Source organism: Micromonospora sp. NBC_00389, assembly GCF_036059255.1.
In the GTDB taxonomy this organism is placed as follows: Bacteria; Actinomycetota; Actinomycetes; order Mycobacteriales; family Micromonosporaceae; genus Micromonospora.
In genome coordinates this window covers 6,712,425-6,735,889 of sequence record NZ_CP107947.1, presented here as the reverse complement: position 1 = coordinate 6,735,889, position 23,465 = coordinate 6,712,425, and the positions used below count along the sequence as shown (strand labels likewise).

General features: G+C 69.4%; 22 protein-coding genes. 13 read left to right on the top strand and 9 right to left on the bottom strand.

Going from position 1 to position 23,465, the window contains the following annotated elements:
* Nucleotides 1–3: 3 nt before the first annotated feature.
* The 4 genes from OG470_RS31875 to OG470_RS31860 form a co-directional block, all read right to left on the bottom strand.
* Nucleotides 4–3,192: an efflux RND transporter permease subunit gene (locus tag OG470_RS31875; protein WP_328426712.1), complete on the bottom strand. Its 3,189-nt coding sequence runs from the start codon at nt 3,190–3,192 to the stop codon at nt 4–6.
* A 39-nt stretch (nt 3,193–3,231) separates the two neighbouring features.
* On the bottom strand, nt 3,232–3,711 hold the full coding sequence (locus OG470_RS31870) for a hypothetical protein (RefSeq protein WP_328418313.1): 480 nt from the start codon (nt 3,709–3,711) through the stop codon (nt 3,232–3,234).
* 43 nt (nt 3,712–3,754) lie between these two features.
* Nucleotides 3,755–6,931, bottom strand: a complete 3,177-nt coding sequence (locus tag OG470_RS31865) for an efflux RND transporter permease subunit (RefSeq protein ID WP_328418311.1) — start codon at nt 6,929–6,931, stop codon at nt 3,755–3,757.
* 240 nt (nt 6,932–7,171) lie between these two features.
* Nucleotides 7,172–8,563, bottom strand: a complete 1,392-nt coding sequence (locus OG470_RS31860) for an MFS transporter (RefSeq protein ID WP_328418309.1) — start codon at nt 8,561–8,563, stop codon at nt 7,172–7,174.
* 145 nt (nt 8,564–8,708) lie between these two features.
* Between OG470_RS31860 and OG470_RS31855 the strand changes: the two genes are divergently transcribed.
* Complete coding sequence (locus OG470_RS31855; protein WP_328418307.1) at nt 8,709–9,245, top strand: TetR/AcrR family transcriptional regulator; 537 nt, start codon at nt 8,709–8,711, stop codon at nt 9,243–9,245.
* A 257-nt stretch (nt 9,246–9,502) separates the two neighbouring features.
* On the opposite strand, the gene OG470_RS31850 is transcribed toward OG470_RS31855, so the two are convergent.
* Entirely contained in the window at nt 9,503–9,907 is a 405-nt protein-coding gene (locus tag OG470_RS31850; protein WP_328418305.1) for a GNAT family N-acetyltransferase, read from the bottom strand.
* Between the two features lie 455 nt (nt 9,908–10,362).
* Here OG470_RS31850 and OG470_RS31845 point away from each other — a divergent pair, with 455 nt between their 5' ends.
* The 5 genes from OG470_RS31845 to OG470_RS31825 all read left to right on the top strand — a co-directional run bounded on the left by OG470_RS31845 (nt 10,363) and on the right by OG470_RS31825 (nt 13,837).
* Nucleotides 10,363–10,626 carry a metal-sensitive transcriptional regulator gene (locus tag OG470_RS31845; RefSeq protein WP_386984632.1) on the top strand — a complete coding sequence of 88 codons (264 nt, stop codon included), beginning with the start codon at nt 10,363–10,365 and terminating at the stop codon, nt 10,624–10,626.
* Between the two features lie 104 nt (nt 10,627–10,730).
* Nucleotides 10,731–11,042, top strand: coding sequence for a rhodanese-like domain-containing protein (locus OG470_RS31840; RefSeq protein WP_328418301.1), 312 nt, complete (start codon nt 10,731–10,733; stop codon nt 11,040–11,042).
* A gap of 37 nt (nt 11,043–11,079) precedes the next feature.
* Nucleotides 11,080–12,486, top strand: coding sequence for an MBL fold metallo-hydrolase (locus OG470_RS31835; RefSeq protein ID WP_442931007.1), 1,407 nt, complete (start codon nt 11,080–11,082; stop codon nt 12,484–12,486).
* Nucleotides 12,483–13,064, top strand: coding sequence for a rhodanese-like domain-containing protein (locus OG470_RS31830; RefSeq protein ID WP_328418297.1), 582 nt, complete (start codon nt 12,483–12,485; stop codon nt 13,062–13,064). Before OG470_RS31835 ends, OG470_RS31830 begins: the two co-directional genes overlap by 4 nt.
* A complete protein-coding gene (locus tag OG470_RS31825) occupies nt 13,061–13,837 on the top strand; it encodes a sulfite exporter TauE/SafE family protein (protein WP_328418295.1) in 777 nt (258 codons plus the stop codon). The genes OG470_RS31830 and OG470_RS31825 overlap by 4 nt, the downstream gene beginning before the upstream one ends.
* Before the next feature lie 95 nt (nt 13,838–13,932).
* Here OG470_RS31825 and OG470_RS31820 read toward each other — a convergent pair whose 3' ends face one another.
* Nucleotides 13,933–15,081: a hypothetical protein gene (locus OG470_RS31820; RefSeq protein ID WP_328418293.1), complete on the bottom strand. Its 1,149-nt coding sequence runs from the start codon at nt 15,079–15,081 to the stop codon at nt 13,933–13,935.
* 105 nt (nt 15,082–15,186) lie between these two features.
* On the opposite strand from OG470_RS31820, the gene OG470_RS31815 reads away from it, so the two are divergent.
* Complete coding sequence (locus OG470_RS31815) at nt 15,187–15,651, top strand: PP2C family protein-serine/threonine phosphatase (protein ID WP_328418291.1); 465 nt, start codon at nt 15,187–15,189, stop codon at nt 15,649–15,651.
* Nucleotides 15,652–15,660: 9 nt separating this feature from the next.
* On the opposite strand, the gene OG470_RS31810 is transcribed toward OG470_RS31815, so the two are convergent.
* Together OG470_RS31810 and OG470_RS31805 are read right to left on the bottom strand one after the other, a co-directional pair.
* Complete coding sequence (locus OG470_RS31810; protein WP_328418290.1) at nt 15,661–17,544, bottom strand: hypothetical protein; 1,884 nt, start codon at nt 17,542–17,544, stop codon at nt 15,661–15,663.
* 76 nt (nt 17,545–17,620) lie between these two features.
* The gene (locus tag OG470_RS31805) at nt 17,621–17,875 is read right to left on the bottom strand and encodes a hypothetical protein (RefSeq protein ID WP_328426710.1); all 255 of its coding nucleotides are present in this window, start codon (nt 17,873–17,875) and stop codon (nt 17,621–17,623) included.
* Between the two features lie 104 nt (nt 17,876–17,979).
* Between OG470_RS31805 and OG470_RS31800 the strand changes: the two genes are divergently transcribed.
* Entirely contained in the window at nt 17,980–18,183 is a 204-nt protein-coding gene (locus OG470_RS31800; protein ID WP_328418288.1) for a hypothetical protein, read from the top strand.
* A gap of 188 nt (nt 18,184–18,371) precedes the next feature.
* Here OG470_RS31800 and OG470_RS31795 read toward each other — a convergent pair whose 3' ends face one another.
* Nucleotides 18,372–19,163 carry an SIR2 family NAD-dependent protein deacylase gene (locus tag OG470_RS31795; protein WP_328418286.1) on the bottom strand — a complete coding sequence of 264 codons (792 nt, stop codon included), beginning with the start codon at nt 19,161–19,163 and terminating at the stop codon, nt 18,372–18,374.
* Nucleotides 19,164–19,415: 252 nt separating this feature from the next.
* On the opposite strand from OG470_RS31795, the gene OG470_RS31790 reads away from it, so the two are divergent.
* The 5 genes from OG470_RS31790 (at nt 19,416) to OG470_RS31770 (ending at nt 23,352) form a co-directional block, all read left to right on the top strand.
* Entirely contained in the window at nt 19,416–20,141 is a 726-nt protein-coding gene (locus OG470_RS31790; protein WP_328418284.1) for an ABC transporter ATP-binding protein, read from the top strand.
* Nucleotides 20,138–20,908, top strand: a complete 771-nt coding sequence (locus OG470_RS31785) for an ABC transporter permease (protein ID WP_328418282.1) — start codon at nt 20,138–20,140, stop codon at nt 20,906–20,908. The genes OG470_RS31790 and OG470_RS31785 overlap by 4 nt, the downstream gene beginning before the upstream one ends.
* Nucleotides 20,905–22,251 (top strand): sensor histidine kinase, encoded by a 1,347-nt coding sequence (locus tag OG470_RS31780; RefSeq protein WP_328418280.1) that lies wholly within the window; start codon nt 20,905–20,907, stop codon nt 22,249–22,251. The genes OG470_RS31785 and OG470_RS31780 overlap by 4 nt, the downstream gene beginning before the upstream one ends.
* Nucleotides 22,252–22,265: 14 nt before the next feature.
* The gene (locus OG470_RS31775) at nt 22,266–22,913 is read left to right on the top strand and encodes a response regulator transcription factor (protein WP_328418278.1); all 648 of its coding nucleotides are present in this window, start codon (nt 22,266–22,268) and stop codon (nt 22,911–22,913) included.
* A gap of 151 nt (nt 22,914–23,064) precedes the next feature.
* Nucleotides 23,065–23,352: a hypothetical protein gene (locus OG470_RS31770; RefSeq protein WP_328418276.1), complete on the top strand. Its 288-nt coding sequence runs from the start codon at nt 23,065–23,067 to the stop codon at nt 23,350–23,352.
* Nucleotides 23,353–23,465 lie beyond the last annotated feature (113 nt).

Below are 23,465 nucleotides of genomic sequence, written 5' to 3'. Positions count from 1 at the left end.
CGCTCAGGCTTGGGACCTTCCGGACCGCAGGGCTGTGGGCCACACCCGTCCTGCAAGCGGCCGGCGCGTGGACGAATCCTTGGGTCGGCCGAAACGCAGATAGAGCGACGGGAGGACAAGCAGGTTCAGCAGAGTCGAGGTGAACAGGCCACCCAGAATCACCACCGCCATCGGGTGTTCTATCTCGTGACCGGGCAGGCTGCCCTCGATGGCCAGGGGAACCAGGGCGAGCCCGGTCGCCAACGAGGTCATGAGGATCGGCGAGAGTCGCTCCTTCGCGCCACGGAGGACGAGGTTTCGGCCGAAGCTTTCCCCTTCCTCCCGTTCGAGATGCTGGAAATGGTTGATCATGAGAATGCCGTTGCGCGCGGCGATGCCCAGCACGGTGAAGAATCCCACCAGCGAGCCGAGCGAAAGGATGCCGCCACCGACGTATGCCGCGAGGATCCCGCCCACCAGAGCCATGGGCAGCGTGAGGAGGACGAGGAACGACAGCCGCCAGCTGTTGAAGGCGGTGGTCAGCAGGAAGAGGATCCCGATCACCGCGACGCCGGCGAAGAGCCGCAGCCGGTCCTGGGCGCTCGTCGCCTCCTTGTACTCACCGAGCAGTTGTGGGTGGTAGCCGGGCGGGAAGTCCACCCTCGCCAGGCGGCGCTCAACCTCGGCCGCGACGTCACTCAGGGCCTTCCCCGCGGCCACATTGGCGCCCACATTGATATACCGCGATCCATTCTCTCGCAGGATCTGGTTGGGCGTGGGCACCATCTTGACCTCGGCCAGCTCACCCACGGGGACCTTGCTCCCGTCCGCCGCGTCCATCAGGAGGTTGCGGACGCTCTCGATGCTGTACCGGGCACTCGGCACGCTCCACACGTGCACCTCGGTGTTCTTGCCGTTTCGCCAGATGTCGCCCGCCTCCTCGCTGGCGATGAACGTGGCCGCCGTTCGGCGTACGTCACCGGGCTTGATCCCGTATTGGGCAGCCTTGGCCAGGTCGACCTGGACGTCGACCTGGGGAACTGTGGTCTGCAGCGTCACGTGTTCGTCGATGATGCCGTCGATCCCGGCGACGAGGTCCTTGACCTCGTTGGCCTTGTCGCGGAGCACGTCGAGGTCGTCGCCGACGATGCGGACGATGATGGCGTCGCTGGAGCCGGTGAGCACCTCCTTCGTGCGCTCCTTCAGATAGGTCTGCACATCGCGCTGCAGGCCGGGATAGCCGTCGACCACCTTCTGCACGGCGTCATGAGTCTTGTCGTAGTCGACCTTCGGGTCGATGCTGATCCAGTTCTCGGTGAAGTTCATGCCGACGACCTCGTCGGCCAACGTGCCCTGCCCGATGTGGGCGCCGAAGTTCCGGACCCCGGGGATCGCCCGCAGTTCCCTGCTGACCTGTTCCGTGATGCGGACACTCTCCTCACGCGAGGTGCCGGGCTGGGTCACCCAGTGCATCAGGAAGTCCCGCTCCTTGAACGCGGGGAACAGGTTCTGTCCCAGCATCGGTACCACCATGACGCCTCCCGCCAGGACGAGTACGACGGTCGCGTAGGCGACGGCGGGACGCGGGATGATGCGTGCCAGCAACGCGGTGTAGCCGCGTTGGAGCCAGCGCACCAGCGGCGATTCCCGCCGCTCGATCGGTGACCGGGCCAGCAGCATCAGGGCGAGCGCCGGGATCACCGTCAGGGCCACCAGCAGCGAGGCCAGGATGGCCAGCCCGTAGGCGAACGCCATGGGCCGGAAGAACGAGCCGGTGAGCCCGGTGAGCAGGAAGATCGGGACCGTGCTGACCAGGATGATCATCGTGGCCTGGACGATGGGACCACGGACCTCCACCGACGCGTCGAGGACGATGGCGGCGGTCGACTTCGTGCTGCCCGCTCGTCGATGCTGGCGGATGCGGCGGACGATGTTCTCAACGTCGATGATGGCGTCGTCGACGAGCACGCCGAGGGCGATCACGAGCCCGGCCAGGATCATGGTATTTATCGTGGCCCCGGTCCAATGCAGGACGAGTCCCGCCGCGACGAGGGAGAGCGGGATCGAAATGGCGCTGATCAGCGCGACCCGCCACTCGAAGAGGAAGAGCACCAGGATCAGGACCACCAGAATGAATCCGATGGCCATCGCCCGACCGAGATTCTCGACCGAGGTCTCGATGAAGGTCGCCGGCCGGAAGATCTCGGTATCGACGTCGAGGCCCTGCATGCCGGGCGCCATCTCCGTCAGTGCGGCCTCGACCCCGCGGGTCACCTCAAGGGTGTTGCCCCAGGGCAGCTTCTCGACGATGAGCATGAGGCCGGGGCCGCCGTTGATGACCGCGTCCCCCGTGAGCAGGGACGGCGGCATGATGTCGTCGGTGATGTAGGCGACGTCCTTCAGGTAGACGGGCTTGGCGCCCTTCGGCACCTCGATGGGGATCTCGGCCAGTTGCTGCCCGGTCAGGGCGGGCAGTTGGTGCTGCACCTGGAGCCGTTGGTTGGCGGTGTCGACCCACCCGCCGGTGCCGATCTCGAACCCGCCGTTGAACTTCAGCTGACCCACGTCCACCGCGTCTCCGGCGGCCTCCATGACCTGGGCCAGGGTGACGTTGTGCTGCTTCATGAGCTCGGGATCGACGAGGGCCTGCTTGACGTGCCACCGATCGCCCCAGATGGCCACATTCGCCACCCCGGGTACCCGCATCAGGCGGGGCCGGACCGTCCAATAGGCCTGCAGTGCCATCTCGACGTGAGCCGCATCCGACTTGTCCGCCTGGGATATTCCGATCTTCATCACCCGGCTGGTCGACGACAGCGGTTGGATCATGAAGGGGGCGTTGGCCCAGCGCGGCAGTCTGGGAGTGATGGAGGTGAGGCGCTCCTGGATCAGCAGGCGGGCCGCCATCAGGTCAGTCCCGGGCTTGAAGATCAGGACAATCGAGGAGAGCTGGGAGACCGACTTGGAGCGCATCACGTCCAGGCCCTCGATCCCGGTGAGCCCCTGCTCCAGCGGGACGGAGACAAGCTCCTCGACGTCCTGTGCGGACAGTCCGATGCAGATCGTCTGGATCTCCACCCGGGGCGGCGCGAACTCGGGGAACGCGTCAACGGGCATGTCGCGAATCTGCAGGACGCCGAAGAACATCAACATGGAGGCCCCGACAACCACGAGGAACCGGAGCTTCAGACTCGTTCCAATGATCCAACGCATCATGGTGTGGGGTCCCTACCCTCGTAGCGACTGGATGGACTACTTGCCGACCCCGAGCTCGGCTCCCCAGAGTTCGATCACGCCTGTCGTCACGATCGAGGTCCCCGCCGGTGGTGCCTGCGCAAGGAACGCGTCGGTCCCGTGCGCCCCGCCCACGGTCGCCACCACGACCTTCTCCCGGACGTAGGTCAACGGCTGGGGAACCGTATAGACCCAGGCCAGGCCGGTCGGGTCGTAGAGCACTGCCGAGTACGGCACCACGGTCGTCGGCGTGCCCGGCGACGGGGTCGGCCCGACCGGCGGCGCGGTCTGCGCCGCGCCGATCGTGACCGTCGCGATGCCCACGCGGCGCGCCGCCTGCTCGGTCAGCGTCACCTTCTTGACGTCCTTGCCCGGCATCGCCTCGACACTGGCCGGGCTCTCCTTGTGGCCACCCGAGGTGTTCGAGGCGGGCGTCGTGCAGGCCGCCAAGCCCAGCGTGATCAGGATCGCTGCCATCCACCGACCACGGTGTCGCATGTGGTCGCCTCCTTGTCTGTGCATGGGACTCTCCTGGTTCCGATCAGGCCGGAGCCGGGCTTGAAGGGGTTTCCTTGCCCGCCGCACCGGGTTCTGGCCTGGGCGCGGGTATCGATCCGGTCCGAGGCTCCGACCCGGCTACCGATGGAGACCGGACGGCGAACCGCAGATACAGCACGGGCAGGACGAGCAGGTTCAGCAGCGCGGTCGTGACCAGGCCACCGAGGATGATCAGGGCGAGCGGGCTCACGATCTCGAGGCCGGAGACGCCGCCGTAGATCACCATGGGAAGCAGAGCCATCCCCGCCGCCAGGATGCCCGTCACGGCCGGGATGAACTGCTGCCGTGACCCGAGCTCGACCAGTTCGGCACCTGGCGTGTGGCCCTCCGCTTCCAGCCGCTGGTACCGCATGATCTGCAGCGTGCCGCCCCGAACGGCCATGGCCAGCACGCTGAGCAGCCCCAGCAGCGCGACCACCGAGACGGCCGACCGGTCGATGGCCGCCAGCAGCAGCCCGCCCGCCAGTGCCGTCGGCAGGAGCAGGAAGTACAGCGACGCCACCCGCCAGCTACCGAAGCCGGCCTGCAGCAGGAAGAAGATCAGGATCACGGCGCCGATCACGAAGGTCCAGACGCGGAAGTCGGAACTCGCCTTTGCCTGGGCCTCTCCGAGCACCTCCAGGTGGTGCTCACGGGGGAAGGTCACCTGCGCGAGCCGGTCCTTGACCTCGCTGGTGACGGCACCCAGACCACGCCCGCGCACGGTCGCGACGACGTCCATGCTGCGGGAGACCTGGTCGTGTGTGATGACCTCCGGCTTCGCCACGACTCTGACGTCGGCAACGTCAGCCAGCCGCACCTGGGTCGGGCCGCCACGCGGGCCTCCGACCGGCGCGTCGATCAGAAGGTTCTGGATCGTGGACAGGTTCTGGCGCACCGTGGGGACGCCCCACACGACGACCTCGAACACCTTCTGGTCGTCGAAGAGGTTGCCCGCGACGGTGGACGAGACGAGGGTGGCGGCCGACCGGCGCACGTCGCCCGGCTTGAGCCCGTACTTCGCGGCCTTGACGACGGAAACCTCGATCTCCACCGTCGGCGCGACCTCTGCGGACCGTACCCGTGGCTCGGTGACGCCGTCGATGGCGGCGATGACGCCGAGGACCTCCTGGGCCTTCTCGTTGAGCACCGTGTAGTCGTTGCCGTAGATGCGCACGATGAGGTCCTCCGTGGCACCGCGGGTCACCACCTCCCGGATCCGCTTGTCCGAGTAGGTGATCACGTCGCTCTGCACCCCGGGATAGCCATCCACCACCTGCTGCACGGCGGTCAGGGCCCGGCCGTAGTCGGCCTCCGGGTCGACACTGAGCCACACCTCGCCCGAGTTCATGTTGACGACCTGGTCCGACGCCAGTGCCCGCCCGGTGTGGGCGCCGACGTTGCGTACTCCCTGGATGGCCCGCAGTTCGGCACTGAGCGCACCCGTGATCCGGTTCATCTCCGGCCGGGACGTGCCGGGCGGCGCCTCCCAGGTGATCAGCAGGTCGCGCTCCTGAAGCGTCGGGGACAGCGGCCGCGAGCCGAGGAACGGCAGAGCGGCCAGGCCCGCCACCACGAGGAGTCCGACCAGGGCATAAGACCAGACGGGCCGGCGGAGCAGCCGGGGCAGCAGCGCACCGTACGCCCGCTCCAAAGCTCGGGCGAGCGGCGACTGGCCGTGCTGCAGCGACGACCGGGAGAGCAGGAGCGTGGCCAGCACGGGGGCCAGCGTCAGCGCGACCACCAGTGAGACCACCGTGGCGGCCAGGAAGCCCTGGGCAACCGGGGTGAGGAACGCCCCGCGCACCCCGTCGAGGATGAAGAGGGGCACCACCGAGACCGCGGCGATCAGGGCTGCGACGAAGAGCGGGCCGCGCATCTCGAGGATGGCCGTACGGATGGTGTCGGAGACCGGCTCGTCGGACGCCTCCTCGCGGTGCTGCCGCAGCCGTCGCCGGATGTTGTCGACGCAGACCACGGCGTCGTCCACGACGATGGCGAGGGCCATCACCAGCCCTGCCAGGGACATCATGTTGAGGGTCACGCCGAACCAGGACAGGACGAGCACCGTCACCGCCACGGAGGACGCGATGGTCAGCAGGCTGACCAGCGCGGTGCGCCAGTTGAACAGGAAGGCGCAGAGCACCAGCAGCAGGAGGATCGCGCCGAGGATCAGCGTCGTGGTGAGGTGGTCGACCATCTTTTCGATGAAGGTGGCCGGCCGGTACACCGTCGTGTCGATCTCGACGCTCGGCATGGCGGGCCTCAGCTCGTCGAGTGCAGCCTCCACGTCCCGGGTCACGGCCGCCACGTTGGCGCCCGGGAACCTCTCCACCACGAGCATGAGGCTCGGAGTGTCCTTGACGACCGCATCGCCGATGAGGAGCTGGTGGTCCTCGACGATCTGGGTGACATCACCCAGCAGCACTCCGCGGTCCTCGGCGCCCTGAACGGTGACCTTGCCGAGATCCGCAGCAGTCTTGATCGGCTGGTTGTGCTGGATTTCGATCCGCTGGTTGGGGGTGTCGATGAACCCGCCCAGCCCGGGTGTCGACGCCTCCACAAAGGTGAGCGGCGAGACCCACAGCGCGTTCGCCGACGTGCGCAGGACCTGGTCCAGCGTGATGCCGCTCTGCATCAGCTTGGAGGGATCGACCTGCACCTGCAGCTGCCGGTCGCGGAACCCCCAGATGGCCACGTTGGCCACGCCGGGGATGCTCAGCAGGCGGGGCACGATCGTCCAGCGCGACAGCAACGACATGTCGATCAGTGAGCGATCCTGGGACGACAGACCGATCATCATGAGCCGGCCGGTCGACGAGAGGGGCTGCACCACCAGCGGCGGCCTGGACGAGGCGGCCGGCAGCATGGCGACCATGGTCAGGCGCTCCTGCACGACCTGCCTGGCCCGGATAGGGTCCGTGCCGGGCTCGAACGTCATCTCCATCGACGACAATCCCGGTAGCGTGCGGGACTCGAGCTTGGCCAGCCACGGGATTCCGTTGAAGAATTCGTTCTCCATCGGGTTGGTGATCAGATTCTCCACCTCCTCGGCGGAGAGCCCGAGGGCCTCGACCTGCACGTCCACCCGCACCGGCCCGAACTCCGGCAGGGCTTCGACCGACGTGTTGCGAAGCTGAACGAAGCCGACGGCCATCAGGGCCACGGCGATGGCGAGCACCAGCCGTTGATATTTGACGCTTGACCCGACGATCCACCGCATCATGGCCCGAGACCTCTCAGTTGGAGTTCATCGGTCTGCCGACCAGGGCCAAGATTGAGGCCGCCCGCTCACGCTTTGCTCACAGCGGGCTCACAGCAGGCGTACCGGAAGCTGCTGTCGGTCAGCGCGATCCAACGCCTGCCCTTGGCCGAACGTGTCGCCGGTGGAGTCCCACTCCACCGGCGACATGTTCGGGGATCAGTTACTGGAGCGTGGCCTGGGCGTGATGATGAAGGCCAGGCCGGCGGCGGCGGCCGCGATGATGGCGCCGGTGGTGAAACCACGGGAGAACCCGTCAGTGCTGTTCCCGGCGATACTCGCCGCGGCCACGCTCGACACCACAGCGGCGCCGAGCGATGCCCCGAACTCGTGGAACGTGCTGACGATTCCAGACGCCAGCCCGGCCTCTCGTGGATCGATCTGCGCTAGAGCGGTCGCGGATGCGACGACGAAGACGGCCCCGGTGCCGGCGGCGGCAAGGCTGACGCCGGAAACCATCGCCACGGTCCCGCACCATAGCGCGGGGATCACGAAGCCTGCTGCGGCGAGGAGAAGTCCCAGCACGGCAAGGGTGCGCGGGCCTGTACGACCAATGACGCGGCCCGCTGCGTTGGCCCCGAGCATGGTCGCGAGCGCTACCGGGAGAAAGAGCAACCCGGTCTGGAGGGCGCCGTACCCGCGGTGGTCCTGAAGGTAGAACGACCCGAGGAAGAAGACAGTGATCATCAGGGCGGTGGCCACCAGGATCAGCAGAGTCCCGGTCGCCACCGGTCGGCGCAACAGCAGTCGCAAATCCATGAGCGGGCTCGCCGCGAGGCGCTGACGGACGACGAAACCACCGTAGAGAACCACAGCCGTCGCGAGGAGTGCCGCAGTCGTCGGAGTACCCCAGCCCTGGTCTCCAGCCCTAATCAGGGCGTAGATCAGGGTCCCTGTGGCAGCGGTCACCAGCGCCGCTCCCGGTACGTCCAGCCGACCCGGCGCGCCGGTGCTCTGCTGCGGCGGGAGTTGCACCCGCAGGATGAGCAGCAGGACGAGTCCTACCGGGACGTTGATGAAGAACACCCACGGCCAGCCCGGTCCAGCGGTCAGCAGGCCACCGAGGAGGACCCCCAGGGCGGCCCCGCTACCGCCCAACGCAGACCAGATCCCGAGGGCCTTGTTGCGTTCGTCGCCCTCGAAGATCGTGACGACCAGTGAGAGCGCGGCGGGGGACAGGATCGCCGCAGCAACGCCCTGGGCGATGCGACCGCCCAGCAGCATGGGGCCATTGGTTGCCAGTCCTGCGAGCAGGGACGCGGCGGTGAACAACAGGAGCCCCACGATGACAAGGCGTCGGGCTCCGAACAGGTCGGCGGCGCGGCCCCCGAGTAGTAGCAGGCCACCGAAGGCGAGGGTGTAACCGCTCACCACCCAGGTGAGGGTCTCCCGCTCGAGGCCGAGGTCCGCACCCACGTGGGGAAGGGCGATCGCGACGACTGTGACATCCAGGATCAACATCAATTGGGCGACGCCGACGAGTCCCAGGATCTTCCAGCGGTGCGGGTTGGGACCACGGGTCGGACTCGTCGGGGCCATGGTTTCGGCCATGACTATCCGCCTCCTTCAGGTAAGTTGAACAGTGATGTTCGAGTTGTAGCGGCTACCATAACTCATACAGCACTGTTCGACTTGAGGGAGTTGCATGTCCCGCTCGGGAACCAGTCAGGCCCGCAGAGCCGACGCTCGGCAGAACGTGGAGAAGATCCTGGATGCAGCGATCGCCAGCCTCAGTCGAAACGCTGACGCGAGCGTGAGCGAGATCGCCCAGGCCGCGGGAGTGGGTCGAGTCACCCTCTACGGGCACTTCCCGACTCGGGACGCCCTCATCGAGGCCGCGCTGGTACGAGTCATATCCGAGGGGGAGACGGTCCTGGCGAGTCTGGATCTCTCGGGCGACCCTCGACGGGCATTGCGCGTCCTGATCGAGTCGAGCTGGCTACTGATCGCCCGGGCGAGTGCCGTCCTTGCAGCGGCGCAGGCGGCGCTCCCTCCCGGACGGGTACAGCAACTGCACGCCGAACCTGCCCAGCGCGTCGACGAGCTGATCCGTCGCGGCCAAGCCGAAGGAGCCTTTCGAGACGACCTCCCGGCGACCTGGCTGACCAGCGTCCTGCACCACCTGCTGAAGGGTGCGGCGGTGGACGTGGCCAACGGGCTCGTAGAGCAGGCGGACGCACCACGCCTCATCTCCGAGACCGTCCTGGCCGCCTACACGCGGGCCAACGCGTAGCGGGGCTGCGCCAGTGGCGGTGTCCCTGCTTCACCCACCTGAAGTGTCCGTGGCGCCATCCTGAGCGAGGCCTCGGCATCGAGGTGCATCGGAAATAGAGGGCTTGGCGGCGCGTTCCGGTAGGTGAGATGGCCTTCCCACCGGTGCCGCGCCGAGCGCGACGGTCTTGCTCGATGCTGGTCCTGCTGGCGGACACACTCTCGTGCCGCTGAATACCCGAAGATCGACGCGGACGACCGTCCCGCAGCGCAACGTCGTCAGAGTTGGCGAGCCATGCCCACCGACTCCGGCGCGGTCTCCGCGAAGCCGTACTGCGCATAGAGGTAGCGCGCCTTGCCGTCTGCGATGAGTGAGACGTAGGCGGTGCGAGGTGCCCGATCCACGAGCCGCTCCATCAGTGCAGCCATGATCCTCTTGCCGACTCCGAGCCCCTGATGCTCGGGCAGAACGCACATGTCAACGATCTGGAACGCGGTGCCACCGTCGCCGATGATCCGGCCCATGCCCACTGGATGGTCATCGTCATAGACGACGACAGCGTGCCAGGTTCCCGCCAGGCCGTTCGCCGCGGCGTCAACGGATTTAGGACTTAGCCCGGCGGCGACCCGCAGATGTCGATAGACCTCAACGGAAGGTGTTTCTACTCGTAGGAGGTAGGTCACGGGTTCCTCGCATTTGACAGAGCCGTACTACATGAGCGCCGCCAGCATACCCCCGGCGGGTATCAGTCGGCGCCCTGGTTCATGCGGGAGATCGGGTGACAGCCGGCTTGGGACTCGGTGCGGGGCGTGTTGCGTTGGGGGACCGGCGGACGTGTTGAACCTGTGTCGGGTCGGCGGATCAGCCCGCGATTCCAGCGAGTACCGCGCCGTCTCGCCCGACGAATGGTTCGAGTTCGAGCGCAAAATCCAGCTGCGCCGGTGCCGCTCGGCGACCGCTTCCGCCCCTGCGGCACACGTCGGGGAGCACACCCGTGTCCATTCCTGCGGCTGGACCCGCCCAGACTCCGCCGTGACGATCCCATCTGTGGGCTGAGGGCAACGGTGCGTGAGGTGTTCCACAGCCCGATGGATACCCCAGGGGGTATGTTGGATCGCGGAGGTGGGGCGACGTGGAGATGGACGCCAAGGTGCTGTCGGACGCGGTGACGCGGTTGAAGCGCGCTAACGGACAGCTGGGCGCGGTGATCGCCATGATCGAGAACGGTGACGACTGTGAGCGGGTGTTGACTCAGCTTGCCGCTGTGTCGCGTGCCCTGGACAAGGCCGGCTTCAAGATCATTTCGACGGGGATGCGGCAATGTCAGCAGGCACGCGAGCGTGGCGAGCAGCCGCCGATGACCGAGGAGCAGCTGGAGAAGCTGTTCATGGCGTTGTCCTGACCTGAGTGGGCTGCCCCGCTTCGGCGGGGTCATGTCGCCTGCCCACTTCACACAATTCTCTTCAACACATACCCCCCGGGGTATTCACCGCGAGGAGTGAACCTGTGACGGTTCGGGAGATCGACCTGGACGAGTTGCGCCGACGTGAGGGCGCTGTGGTGCTGGATGTGCGCAGCCCGGCCGAGTTCGCGGCAGGCCACCTGCCGGGCGCGGTGAATCTGCCCTTGGACGAGCTGCCCGGGGCTGCTCGGCGGTTCGCCGGGCAGGACGTGGTGGCGGTGTGCGCATCCGGTGGGCGCAGCGCGATGGCCGCGCAGGTCCTCGACGCCGCCGGTGCCCGCGCGTGGTCGCTGACCGGCGGCACGCAGGCCTGGGTGCGCGCCGGTCACCCGATCGAGCAAGGCGCGACCCGATGAGCGGCCGCAGCAGGACCACAATCCAAGATCGGAGACGATGATGACTGGCATTGAGGTGGAGGTCGTGGACACCTCGTCACTGGGTGACCGCAGTTACCTGGCGCACGACGGGCGGGTCGCGGTCGTGGTGGACCCGCAGCGCGACATCGACCGGGTGCTGGCCCTCGCGGGCCGGCTCGGGGTCCAGATCACACACGTGGCCGAGACGCACCTGCACAACGACTACGTCTCCGGCGGCCTGGCACTGGCCCGGCTGACTGGTGCCACCTACCTGGTGGCCGGCGCCGACACGGTGGGTTTCGAGCGGTTGCCGGTCGCCGACGGCGACGAGATCACCGTGTCCGACGAGATGCGGATCGGCGTGGTCGCCACCCCCGGGCACACGTTCCACCACGTGTCCTACGTCCTGCACGGCCCTAACGGGCCGCAGGGGGTGTTCACCGGTGGCTCGCTGCTGTTCGGCACGACTGGGCGCACCGACCTGCTCGGTGAGCAGCACGCACACACGCTGGCCGGGCATCAGCACGATTCGGTGCGTCGGCTCGCCGATCTGCTGCCCGACGGCGCTCACGTCTGGCCGACACACGGCTTCGGCAGCTTCTGCTCCGCCACCCAGTCCGACGCCCCGGACTCGACCATCGGCCGGGAGCGGCAGGTGAACCCGGCGCTGCGCCTGGAAAACGAGGCGTTCGTCGCCGAGACCCTCGCCGGGCTGGACGCCTACCCTTCGTACTACGCGCATATGGGCGCCCGTAACACCGACGGTGCCGACCTGATCGACCTGACGCCGGCCCGCCGCGCCGACCCGGCCGAACTCGCCGATCGCATCGCCGCCGGCGAGTGGGTGGTCGACCTACGCTCACGCAAGGCGTTCGCGCACCGGCACCTGACCGGGACCCTCAGCTTCGGCCTGGACGGGCCGATGTCGACCTGGCTCGGCTGGATGGCACCCTGGGGCGCGCCCATCACCCTGCTCGGCGAGAGCGAGCAGCAGGTCGCCGACGCCCAGCGCGAACTCGCCCGCATTGGCATCGACCGGCCGGCCGCCGCAGCCGCCGGCCACCCCGACGACTGGGCGGACGGCGACGACACTCGCCTGGCCGAACTCACCACCGCCACGTTCGACGACCTGGCAGCCGCCCGCGACGGAGCCGTCCCGCACAGCCTGCCCGCACCCGAGGTGGTGCTGGACGTGCGGATGACCAACGAGTGGCGCACCGGGCATATCGACGGCGCCGTGCACATCCCGCTGCCCGACCTGCCGCACCGCCTCGCTGACTTGCCAGCCGGCACAGTGTGGGTGCACTGCGGCTCCGGCTACCGTGCCGCCGCCGCGACCAGCCTGCTGCAACGCGCCGGCCGCACTGCGGTGCACATCGACGACGCCTACGCCAAGGCCGCCAACACCGGCCTGACCATCATCACCAGCAAGGAGACTGCGTGACCACCGGCACCCCCGCCACCGTCCAAGCCACCGACCTGCACCATCAGATCAGCACCGGCAACGCCCCACGCCTGATCGACGTGCGCACCCCGGGCGAGTTCGAGACCGGGCACATCCCCGGCTCCTACAACGTGCCACTCGACCTGCTGCGCGAACACCGCGACGAATTGCGCGCGCACCTCGACGAACAGGTCGTGCTCGTCTGCCGCTCCGGGCAACGCGCCGCCACCGCCGAAGCAGCGCTCGCCGCCGCCGGCCTGCCGAACGTGCGCGTGCTGCACGGCGGCATCACCGCTTGGCAGGCCGCCGGCGCGCCGATCCGCACGGGCAGAGCCCGCTGGGATCTCGAACGCCAGGTACGCCTGACCGCCGGGTCCATCGTGCTCGTCGCCGTGCTGGTCAGCATGGTGTTCCCCCCGGCAAAATGGGTCGCCGCGTTCATCGGCGCCGGCCTGACCGTCGCCGCGGTGACCAACACCTGCGCGATGGGGATGCTGTTGTCCAAGCTGCCCTACAACCGCGGCCCGCGCACCGACCTCGAAGGCGTCGTCGCGGCCCTGGCCGGCCCGCGGTCGTGACCGCTGCCCTCGGGCTCGGCACGGTCATCGGCATTCTGCTCGGCCTGCTCGGGGGCGGCGGTTCCATCCTCGCCGTCCCCGCTCTGGTCTACGGCGCAGGGCTGCCGCTGAGCGCCGCCGTACCGACGTCGCTGCTGGTCGTCGGCATCTCCTCGGCCACCGCACTGCTGCCCCGGCTCCGTGCTGGGCAGATCCGCTGGCGGATCGCTGGGATTGTCGGTGCCGCCGGTGCCGCAGCGGCGTTCGCCGGCGCTGCGGTCAACCGACTGCTCGACCCCCGCGTCGTCCTGATCGGCTTCGCCGGACTCATGGTTGCTGCGGCGCTGAGGATGCTGCGGGATCAAGGCGAGGCGGGCGGCGACTGCGCCCTGCCCGGCGGTGGCGTCAACTGGCGCGGCTGCCTGCCCAAGTCCATCGGCGCGGGCATCGCGGTCGGCTTCCTCACCGGCTTGTTCGGCGTCGGCGGCGGCTTCCTCATCATCCCCGCCCTGGTACTGCTGCTGGGCCTGCCCATGCCCGCCGCCGTCGGCACGTCGCTGGTCATCATCGTCATCAACTCTGCGGCCGGATTCGCCGCCCACTCCGGGGACGCCACACTCGACTACCGCATCGCTGGCGCCTTCACCGTCGCGGCGATCATCGGGTCCCTCGCCGCCGCACGCTTCGCCTCTCGGGTACCCGCTCGGCACCTGAGCCGCGCTTTCGCCTACCTCGTCATGGTCATCGCGGCCTTCGTCGCCATCCAGGCCGCCATCAACCCACCCGCCAACTAAGCGTGACGGGAAACCACGCAAGCAGCAGGATGAGCCTCCCAACGAGGTCCACCCCTGATGATGCCGACGTCGCACGCCACCGCCAAGGACGTCGGCTATGGCGAGATCCGTACCTCCACCGAGCTGATGAACCACCGGAAGTCGGACCTGCTGTGGATGGAGACGTCGTTGGTGCCGCTCAAGTCGAACGACCGCGTCCCCGCGCACACGATCACGGGCTCATTCGCGGGCACCGGACCGGCGCTGAACAGGTGCGCGAAGTAATGGGCGCCCCGGGTCAGGTTCTCGCGGACATGGCTGGAATCGTCGTCGGTCTGCAGGTGGAAGGCTGACATCTGGGCGTACGACGGCTCGGCCACGCTGGGATGCAGGACGTCGAGCATCAGGAAGTTGCCCTGGCCGGTGGTGGAGTTCGACCACCCCCACTCGTTCTCCGTCCTCAACCGGTGCGTCGCCTCAACGGACTGGGCGTCGATGAGCACCTCGACCAGACCTGCCGTCGGCGGTGTGAAGGAGAAGGCTATCGCGCTGAAGCCGTCGCCCGAGGCGTAGTCGAAGTCGCCGGCGTCGCCGTCGTCCATCGTGACGGTGATGCCGACGTCACCGAGCGACGGATTCAACGTGTGCAGCCGATCGACGATGAAGTTGTCATTGCGTACCGGGACGAAGCCGAAGTTGAACCCGAAGAACGGCGGACGGTGGACCTCCCACCGGTGCGGGCCCGGGTCGCCGTCCGCGATGATGACCCCCCACGGAAGCGCGTGCGCGTGGAACGGGGACAGCCTCAGCCACCTGTCGAGGTGGCCGGACAGGTGGAAGCCCGGGGTGACGTGCGCATCCACCGGGGCGAGGACGTCGGCCATCGCCTCGTGGTAGTCCTCCCTGATCTCGGCAAGCTCGTCACGCCGGACCTTCCGGGCGCGGAGAAACGCGTCGGCCTTCTGTTTGCGGGCCTCGTTCAGGTCAGCGAAGGTCGACTCCAAGCCGTGCGGCGGCTGGAGCAGGTCACGAAGCGCCAGCCGCTCCTGGTGCATCAGCGTCGTCAGGTCCGCCCAGTTGTCGTCCCCCAGCAGGCGACGCAGCCGGTCACTGGCGCCGGCCGCCACCTCCGCGGCTTTGCGGTTGCGCGCGTTACTGATCGTCCGGAGACGCTCCTCGCGCTCCTGGATCGCCGCGTCGGCCATCCGCTGGGCTTCGACGGGAAAGTGACGAAGATTCTGGCTCGTTGTGTGGGTCTTGAGCATGGTGTGCCCCCTGAAGGTGGGCGACCGTTGCCCGGAGCATATGCACGTCCCACGCCCGTGGAGCAGTCCATGTCCACGATGTGCTGAAACGGGCCGCCCCGGGCCGTGACCTGGACATTCGAAGATCGCCAGGAAGGGGGAGACGGAGCTGGCGGCGCCGCCAGCGCCGCGCCCGTTGATGCCCTCGCCCGGCTGGAGCCGGTGGTCGCGGCGGGCCCGGACCTGCTTGGCATGCTGGCCGACGCGGTCGCTGACGCCGATCGCGCCGTGCGGCGGTCGGCGGCCACCAGCCGGTCTACACGCTCACGGCGATGCTGTGCTCCGGCGGCCGGCTCGCGCTGGTGCACGTCGGCGATATCTCGGGCGTACGCGCTGCGGGACGGCGAGCGGTCCCAGCTGACCCGCGACCACACGTACGTGCAGTCGCGGGTCGACCAGGGCCGGCTCGGCGCGCAGGAGGTGGCCACCCATCCGCAGCGGGCCCTGCTGGTGCGGGCGCTCGGCGCCGGGGGAACCGCCGTGGAGGCCGACACCGAGCGCGATCAGGTCGTTGGGCAGCGGCGGGCCTGACAGCGGAGGTCAGTCGCCGTGGTCGTGGCCGGTGGAGCGGATTGACTGGCGACCGCTCTCCTGATCCCGCTCGTTGTCGGCCACCGGCTTGCCCAGCCGGGTCACCCAGTCGACGAACTCCGCGTCCTGTCTCGGCAGCAGCTCGCCGTTCGCCGGGGTGCCCGCGCCGTCCCCGTCGGCCCGGGACTTGTTGCGCCGGAACAGGCCCAGCCGCCCGCTGGCCCGTCCCGCCTCGACGACGGATGCCGGGGCGGCCGGCGCGGGGACCTTGGCGACCGGACCGGTCCCGGCGGGGCCGGCCGGCGCGGCGTTGGTCGTGGGCGGGGGCCCGGCGCGCCGGGCGGTCGCGAGGGCGTCCCAGTTCGCGGCCTGGTTCAGGTTGGGCAGCGGCGGCCGGATCCGAGGTGGGAGCGCCGGTTCGAGCCTCTCTCGCGTGCCGGCCGAGTGGGTCGCCTCGGCGCCCGGAGCGGGCTCGGTCGAGGGCGGCACCCGCCGCGCCGGAACGACCGGCCGGGTCGCCTGAACCCGCGTCCGGTCGGTCTTCGGCGGCTGGTATATCCGGCGGGTCCCCGGGGCGACGAGTGCCCCGTCGGACGGCATCCCGTCGGCTTCGGTGTTGTCGGCCTCGGCCTCCGCCGTCCCGGAGCCGTCCCCGCCGGGTCCCGCGGGAAGGTAGGCCGCCGTCGCGGGGACCGGTTCCGATGTCTCCGGGGTGTCGTCGTGGTCGGCCGGTGTGGCGAGGTCGGCGGGTGCGGCCGATGCGGCGGTAACGGCGGGTGCGGCGGTCCGCGTCGCGGAGTCGGCCGGTACGGCGCTGGCGTCCCGGTCGCCAGCCGGCGTACCGAAGCCCAGCGGTTCGGCTGCGGTCGGGAGCTTCGCTGCGGTCGCGTCGGCGACCCGCCCCGTGCCGGCCAGGTCGACGGGCTCCGGCTCGTCGATCGAACCACCAGCGGCCGGCGTCATGGCCTGCGGCACGGTGGGGTCGGCGGACAGCGGACGGCGGCTGTCGGTCGGCTCGACGACCCGCGCTTCGGCGGTGCGCGGCTGGAACGGCCAGCGGAACGACGCGGCGGCGGCCGAACCGAGCACACCGGCGGCGACGGCGAGCAGCGCGACGTAGTACGGCGTGATCTGGTACCGGTCGATGGCGTCGCCGGGACCGGCGGTCAGGTAGGCGAACGCGACCAGCGCTGCGCCGGCCGTGCCGGTCGCGCCGTTGACCAGCGGCGGATGCCCGCGCCTGCGGGCCAGCCCGCCGGTCGCCGCGCCGATGAGCAGGGCGACCGCCGGCAGAATCAGGATCGCCTGCCGGTGTGCCGTGTCGGCGTCGAGCCCGGCCGGCTCCAGCACACCGAGTCGTACGGCGGGCAACGGCCCGCCGGTTGCGAGCGACGGGACGACCGAGACGAGCGCCAGCAGCCAGACCACGCCGCCCACCGCCGCCATGTTCCAGCCCAGCGGCGGCTTCACTAGTACGGCGATCGCGGCACCCGCGCCGACCAGCGCGCCGATGGTCGCACAGATGGCGACGGCCCAGATCGGGTCCACAGAGAAGCGCTCGGCGGCCTGGGCCGGCCGGACGCAGAGCGGCGCCACAACGGTGGCGCCCAGCGCGGCGGCGGCGGCGACGGCCACCAATCTGCCCGTGCTCCCCAGCATCCCGTACCGGCGGGCCAGGCGTGCGGTGACGACGGTGCCGGCTACGGCGGCGTGTGCCGCGAACCAGCCCACCCAGACGAGCTGGGAAGGCCATTGGTTGACGGTGGCGCCGGCGGAGGCGCCGGTGAGCTGGACGATGCCGAAGCTGAACGCGATGCCGAGCTGACCGGCACCGGCGAGCACGCCCATCCCGACCGCTGTGAGCAACAGGTTACGCCAAGTGCGAGAGACCATGTCGGGCACGGTACGCACCTAATGCACCGACTTTCACCGAAATGACGGATTCCACGTCGGACCGCCGTGCCGACGGCTACTTCAATTCGACCAGGCGCGCGAGGTACGTGGTGCCGCCCACATTGGTGAGCATGTGGACGTTGCCGGGGTCACGGGAGACGAAGCCGCCGGTCGGCTCGTCAGCGTCGGTGCGGGTGCCGTCCAGGGTCTGCACCACGTTCTTCGCGTCCTGAATCGCCACCACCAGGTCCGGGTGGTCGTGCCGGTGCAGCAGCTCCGGCCGGGTCTCGGACAGGTACCTGCGGTGATCGTCGAGGGCAGGTACGGACAGGTGCGGCACCGGGTGCAGGAACGCGATGTCGCCGTCCCCGCCGGCTGCGCTGGCACCTCGCCAGCACCGCTGCGGTCTTCATCGCCTGCGAGTTCCTGTTCTCCGTGGTGTTCTTCTGGCCGCGCAACGAGATCATGTTCGTCGATCCGGTCGGCACGCACTCCCCGGAGTACCTGCGTCAGGTCGCCGAGGAGTTCGTCGCCGGGCACTGGGTACGCCTCGCCGGCGGAGCGGTGACGTCCGCGCTGGCGTTCACCGCGCTGCTGCGCTTCGCCCGGGAAACCGCACCCGTGCGGGCCGAGCGATGAGCCTCGGACGTCGTACCCTCGGCTTCTCGTGGCCGGCCCTGGTCGCGCTCGCCGCGTTGGCCGCACCGCGGGTTGCCGGCCTGCATGGCAGGGGAGCGTACGAGGGGGACGGCGGCCGTGAGCTGACACCGCGGTGGGTGCCGGTTGCTTGTGACTGCGGTGGTGGCACGCGACCCCGCCCGCCGCCGTTATGTCTTGTCGGTTTCCTTCCATGCGGCCGCGACGAGGGTCGGGAGGACCCGTGCTGCGGCATCGCGCAGGTTGATGGCGGAGATCCGGTCGAGTGGGGTTGGCTCCGGGTTGACCTGGATCACGGTCGCGCCGGAGCGTGCCGCGATCCGGGGGATCTCGGCGGCCGGGTACACGACGCCGGAGGTGCCGACCGTCAGGAGCACGTCGCACGCGGCGGCTGCTTCGACCGCCGCGCTCAACGCTGCCTCGGGCAGCGCCTCACCGAACCACACCACACCCGGGCGGACGAGTGCTCCGCAGGACGCGCACCGCGGCGGCGGAATCCGGCGGCCTTCATGCGGCTGCGCGACGTCGCTGTCCTGTGGGTCCTCAAAGGCTGCCGGGTGAGCGGCCGTCGCCACGCATCGGGGCATGAAGAGGCTGCCGTGCAGGTGGATCGCAGCCCGGGTTCCGGCCCTCTCGTGCAGGTCGTCGACGTTTTGCGTGATGACGGTGGTGCCGGGTACCCGGGCCCCGATGGTGGTGATGGCCAGGTGCCCAGGATTGGACTCGGCTCGGCGTACCCTGCTGCGCCGCCATTCGTACCAGCCCCAGACCAGGTCTGGATCGGCGTGGAACGCCTCGGCAGTGGCGAGCTGCTGGGCGTCGAAACGCGCCCACAAGCCGGTGAGATCGTCACGGAAGGTGGGCACACCGCTCTCGGCGGAGATCCCGGCGCCGGTGAGGACGACGACACGGCGGGCGTCGCGGAGGAGTTGGGCCGCTCGATGCGGCAGCACACCGTCCATACGGGAGATCCTGCCACCACGTGGCGGCGCGCAACTGCTTCAGGGCAGACGACCGCGCCATGGCGAAGCCTCCCGGCTCGTCAACGTGGTGTCCCCTGACCCTCATCGGTCTACGTCGCGAACAACTCGAAAGTAAACCGATCACGGTCTGGGACACCAACTGGGTCGGGACCGCGATGGGGGAAAACCTCCAGGCGGAGGCGGATGGTTTCCGGCTTCCGACCGCCGACGGCGTTGCCTAGCGTCGTTCGTATGATCGAACTACGTGAGCTGACGAAACGCTACGGCGGCCGGGTCGCCGTCGACGGCTTGAGCGTCCGGGTGCAGCCGGGCGTGGTGACCGGCTTCCTCGGCCCGAACGGATCCGGCAAGTCGACGACGATGCGGATGATCCTCGGCCTGGATGCCCCGGACCATGGCGAGGCACTGATCGGCGGCGTCCGGTACCCGGACCTGAACTGGCCGTTGAAGACGGTCGGCGCGCTCCTCGATGCCGGGGCGTTCCATCCCGGCCGCAGCGCCCGTGCGCACCTGACCGCGCTGGCCGCGAGCAACGACATCCCCGGTTCCCGGGTCAAGCAGGTGCTGCGCATCGTCGGCCTGTCCGACGCGGCAACGCGGCGCGCCGGTACGTACTCGCTCGGCATGCGCCAGCGGCTCGGCGTCGCTGTGGCCCTGCTCGGCGACCCGAGCGTCCTCCTGCTCGACGAGCCGGTCAACGGACTGGATCCGGAGGGCATCCGCTGGATCCGGGACCTGCTGCGCGGACTCGCCGCCGAAGGCCGGACGGTGTTCGTGTCCAGCCACCTGATCGCCGAGATGGCGCTGACCGCCGACCGGCTGGTGGTCATCGGCCGCGGCCGGCTGCTGGCCGAGACGACCGTCGCCGAACTCGCCGCCGGCGACGACAGCCTGGAGGACGCGTTCTTCCGGCTCACCTCAGAGGCCACCGACTATCGCGGAGTGGGAGCGTCATGAACGGGTACGGATTCCGGCACGTGGCCCGGATGGAGCGGATCAAGCTGAGCAGCGTCCGGTCGACGTGGTGGCTGGCGATCGCTGCGGTGGTCTCGATGGCCGCGGCCGGGGCCGGGGTGGGACTCGGGTACCGATCGCACACCCCGGTCGCCACCGCCGCCCAGATCCTGAACAACAGCCTCGGCGGCGCCATTGTGGCCCAGTTGCTTCTCGGAGCGCTCGGCGTCCTGGTGGTGACCGGCGATTACGGCACCGGGATGATCCGCTCGACGTTCGCCGCCGTCCCGCGGCGTCGGATCGTCCTGTCCGCGAAGGTCGCCGTGTGCGGCGGCGCGGCTCTCACCGTCGGCCTGGTCGCGAGCTTCGCCGGATATCTGGGCGGGCAGCTCGCGATCCGCGGCACCGCCATCCCGGCGGCATCCCTCGGAGACCCGGCGATCCTGCGCGCGGTCGTGCTGACCGGCGTTTATCTGGGCGTCACCGCGCTGATCGGGGTCGGCATCGGGACGATCGTGCGGCACTCGGGCGCCGCGATCGGCACGCTGTTCGGACTGATGTTCGTCCCGATGATCGTGGCCGGCCTGTTCGGCGAGAGCGGAATCCAGGTCGGCCGCTTCGTCCCGCTGTTGATGCTGCTCAACTCGATCGCGGTGACCTCGCCGCTACCCGGGCTGTTCTCCAGCTGGATCAGCGCGCTGCTGATGTGCGGGTACGCGGCGGTCGCGGTTCTGTGCGGCGGCATGCTGCTCCGCCATCGCGACGCGTGACCAGCGACAATGAGCTGATGATCGCGCTGCGCGCTCCGTTCACCACACTCGCCCTGCGCCGGGCGGTGTTCTGCGTCGTCGGCGTGGTCAGTGCGGCCGCGATCCTGAGCGTACCGGCGATCGTGCCGGCCCTGGGCGTCCTCATCCTCTGGGCGACCGGAGCCATGTCCAACCAGCCCGCACCTACCGTCGCACCGTTGTTCCTGGTCCTGTTTCCGCTCACCATCGCGCTCCTGGTCGTGCTGGCCGCCCCGACCGGGCGCGCGATGGGAGCCCTGCATCGCTCACTCGCCGACCGGCTGCTCGACGTGCACGTGGACGCCCCGCCGCCCCGGCTCTCGAAGCGGATCAGCGCCGTGGTCTCCGACGGACCGGGCTGGCGCGCCGTCGGGTACGGCCTGCTCAAGGTGCCACTGGCCATCCCCGAGGGCTACGGTGCGTTCTGCTACGTGTTCGGCCTGGTCAACCTCAGCTACCCGGTGTGGTGGCCGCTGTTTCGCAACCACCCGGCCGGAACGCGCCTCGGACCGGTGTGGGCGCTGACACCGTTCGGCACCATCGGTACGCGGACGTTCGCCGGAACGTTCCTCATCGCCGCGGCCGGCCTCGCCATGCTGCTGGTCGCACCGTGGTTGATGCGGGCCGGTACGACACTGGACCTTGCCGCGATGCGACGGCTGCTCGGCCCGCGTCGGCTCGCCGAGCGGGTACGCGAACTGCAGGTCACCCGGGCCCGCGCGATCGACGACGCGGCCGCGATGATGCGCAGGCTGGAACGGGACCTGCACGACGGCGCGCAGATCCGGCTGGCGACGCTGGCGATGAACCTCGGCATGGCGACCGAGAAGCTCGGTGTCGACGGCCCGCCACCCGACCTCCCACAGGCCCGCGAACTGGTCGCGCTCGCCCACCGCGGAGCGAAGGATGCCCTCGCCGACCTGCGCGACCTGGTGCGCGGGATCCACCCGCCGGTCCTCGACAACGGTCTCGGCGACGCGCTGGCGACGCTCGCGACGAGCAGCGCCATCCCGGTCGCGGTGAACGTCGAGCTGCCCGACCGCCCGGCGCCCGCGATCGAGACCATCGCTTACTTCTGCGCCTCCGAGCTGCTCGCGAACGCGGCCAAACACAGCCGGGCGACCCGTGTCAGGCTCGGCGTCGTCCGATCCGGCGAGCGCCTGATGTTGACCGTCGAGGACGACGGCATCGGCGGGGCGAACCCGGACGGTCCCGGCCTGTCCGGCCTGGCCCGCCGCATCGCCGTCGTGGACGGCCGGATGCGCGTACACAGTCCGACGGGTGGTCCGACCCGGGTCGAGATCGAGCTGCCCACACGGGCGTGAACGGAGGCGACGACATGCGGGTGGTGATCGCGGAGGATGCCGCGATGATGCGCGAAGGGCTGATCCGGCTGCTCAGCGACCGCGGTTTCGAGGTGTGCGCGGCGGTGGCCGACGCGGATGCGTTGCGGTCCGCGATTGCCGCCAACGCACCGAACGTAGCCATCATCGACATCCGGATGCCACCGACGCACACCGACGAGGGACTGCGCGCCGCGATCGACATCCGACGCGACCATCCCGACGTCGGTGTGTTGGTGTTCTCCCAGTACGTGGAGACCCGCTACGCGACCCGCCTGCTCGCCGACCGGCCGGCCGGCGTCGGATACCTGCTCAAGGACCGCGTCGCCGACGTCGCCGATTTCGTGGACGCGCTGACCCGGGTGGCATCCGGTGGCACCGCGCTGGATCCAGAGGTGGTCGGCCACCTGATGCGGGCCGGGCAGGACACGGCCGGGGTGGCGTCGCTGACCCCCCGGGAGCGTGAGGTGCTTTCGCTGATGGCCGAGGGACGATCCAACGCCGGGATCGCGGCGGCTCTTGTCATCACCTCCGGAGTCGTGGAGAAGCACGTGGCGAACATCTTCGCGAAACTCGGTTTGCCGTCCTCGGATAGCGACAACCGCCGCGTCCTGGCCGTCCTCCGCCACGTCAGCGGCGGCTGATGTCACGTGCTACCGGGTCTAGCTCGGGCCTCGGCCAACGCACGGTCAACCCAGGGGTGAGAGCAGATCAGGGTCGCTCCCCGTGGCCGTTCGCGTTACGGGGCCGATGTCGTGGCGCGAACGAGCGCAGTCCGGGATAGCCTTGGCGTATATGGCTACCTATCGCAGCGCCTCAGTGCTTCTCTCCTCGGACGGCACCAGGACCCCCGGCACCGCCGCCCTCTTCGCCGAGCCCGCCCGCAAGGGTAAGACCCCGCCGTGGGCAGGCGACTTCCGACCTGCCAACAGCGCCGGCAACGGCCCCAAGAACGCGGTCGGGAAGACCTTCACGTTGGAGCTGCCCGACGGCAGCACCGGCAAGGTCGTGGTCCAGAGCCTCAAGAGCGGGAAGGGAGGCGTCGTGCTGGCGTTGATGGGCGAGGACGCACCTCCCTTCTGACCAGGAAAGTGATCGCCGCCGCCACCGGCTGAAGACGGCCGGTATGCGACCCTGTCGATGTCAATGCGTTCGGATAGCTGCCGGGCGCATTGCCTCACCCATGGCTGGGCGTC

What these genes read in the sequence shown, in the direction of transcription:
- OG470_RS31845 (WP_386984632.1), top strand. Translation starts at nt 10,363, where the DNA reads ATGGACGCCAAGGTGCTGTCGGACGCGGTGACGCGGTTGAAGCGCGCT.
- OG470_RS31810 (WP_328418290.1), bottom strand. Translation starts at nt 17,544, where the DNA reads ATGGTCTCTCGCACTTGGCGTAACCTGTTGCTCACAGCGGTCGGGATG.
- OG470_RS31870 (WP_328418313.1), bottom strand. Translation starts at nt 3,711, where the DNA reads ATGCGACACCGTGGTCGGTGGATGGCAGCGATCCTGATCACGCTGGGC.
- OG470_RS31795 (WP_328418286.1), bottom strand. Translation starts at nt 19,163, where the DNA reads ATGGACGGTGTGCTGCCGCATCGAGCGGCCCAACTCCTCCGCGACGCC.
- OG470_RS31770 (WP_328418276.1), top strand. Translation starts at nt 23,065, where the DNA reads ATGGCTACCTATCGCAGCGCCTCAGTGCTTCTCTCCTCGGACGGCACC.
- OG470_RS31785 (WP_328418282.1), top strand. Translation starts at nt 20,138, where the DNA reads ATGAACGGGTACGGATTCCGGCACGTGGCCCGGATGGAGCGGATCAAG.
- OG470_RS31790 (WP_328418284.1), top strand. Translation starts at nt 19,416, where the DNA reads ATGATCGAACTACGTGAGCTGACGAAACGCTACGGCGGCCGGGTCGCC.
- OG470_RS31820 (WP_328418293.1), bottom strand. Translation starts at nt 15,081, where the DNA reads ATGCTCAAGACCCACACAACGAGCCAGAATCTTCGTCACTTTCCCGTC.
- OG470_RS31875 (WP_328426712.1), bottom strand. Translation starts at nt 3,192, where the DNA reads ATGCGTTGGATCATTGGAACGAGTCTGAAGCTCCGGTTCCTCGTGGTT.
- OG470_RS31860 (WP_328418309.1), bottom strand. Translation starts at nt 8,563, where the DNA reads ATGGCCGAAACCATGGCCCCGACGAGTCCGACCCGTGGTCCCAACCCG.
- OG470_RS31775 (WP_328418278.1), top strand. Translation starts at nt 22,266, where the DNA reads ATGCGGGTGGTGATCGCGGAGGATGCCGCGATGATGCGCGAAGGGCTG.
- OG470_RS31835 (WP_442931007.1), top strand. Translation starts at nt 11,080, where the DNA reads ATGATGACTGGCATTGAGGTGGAGGTCGTGGACACCTCGTCACTGGGT.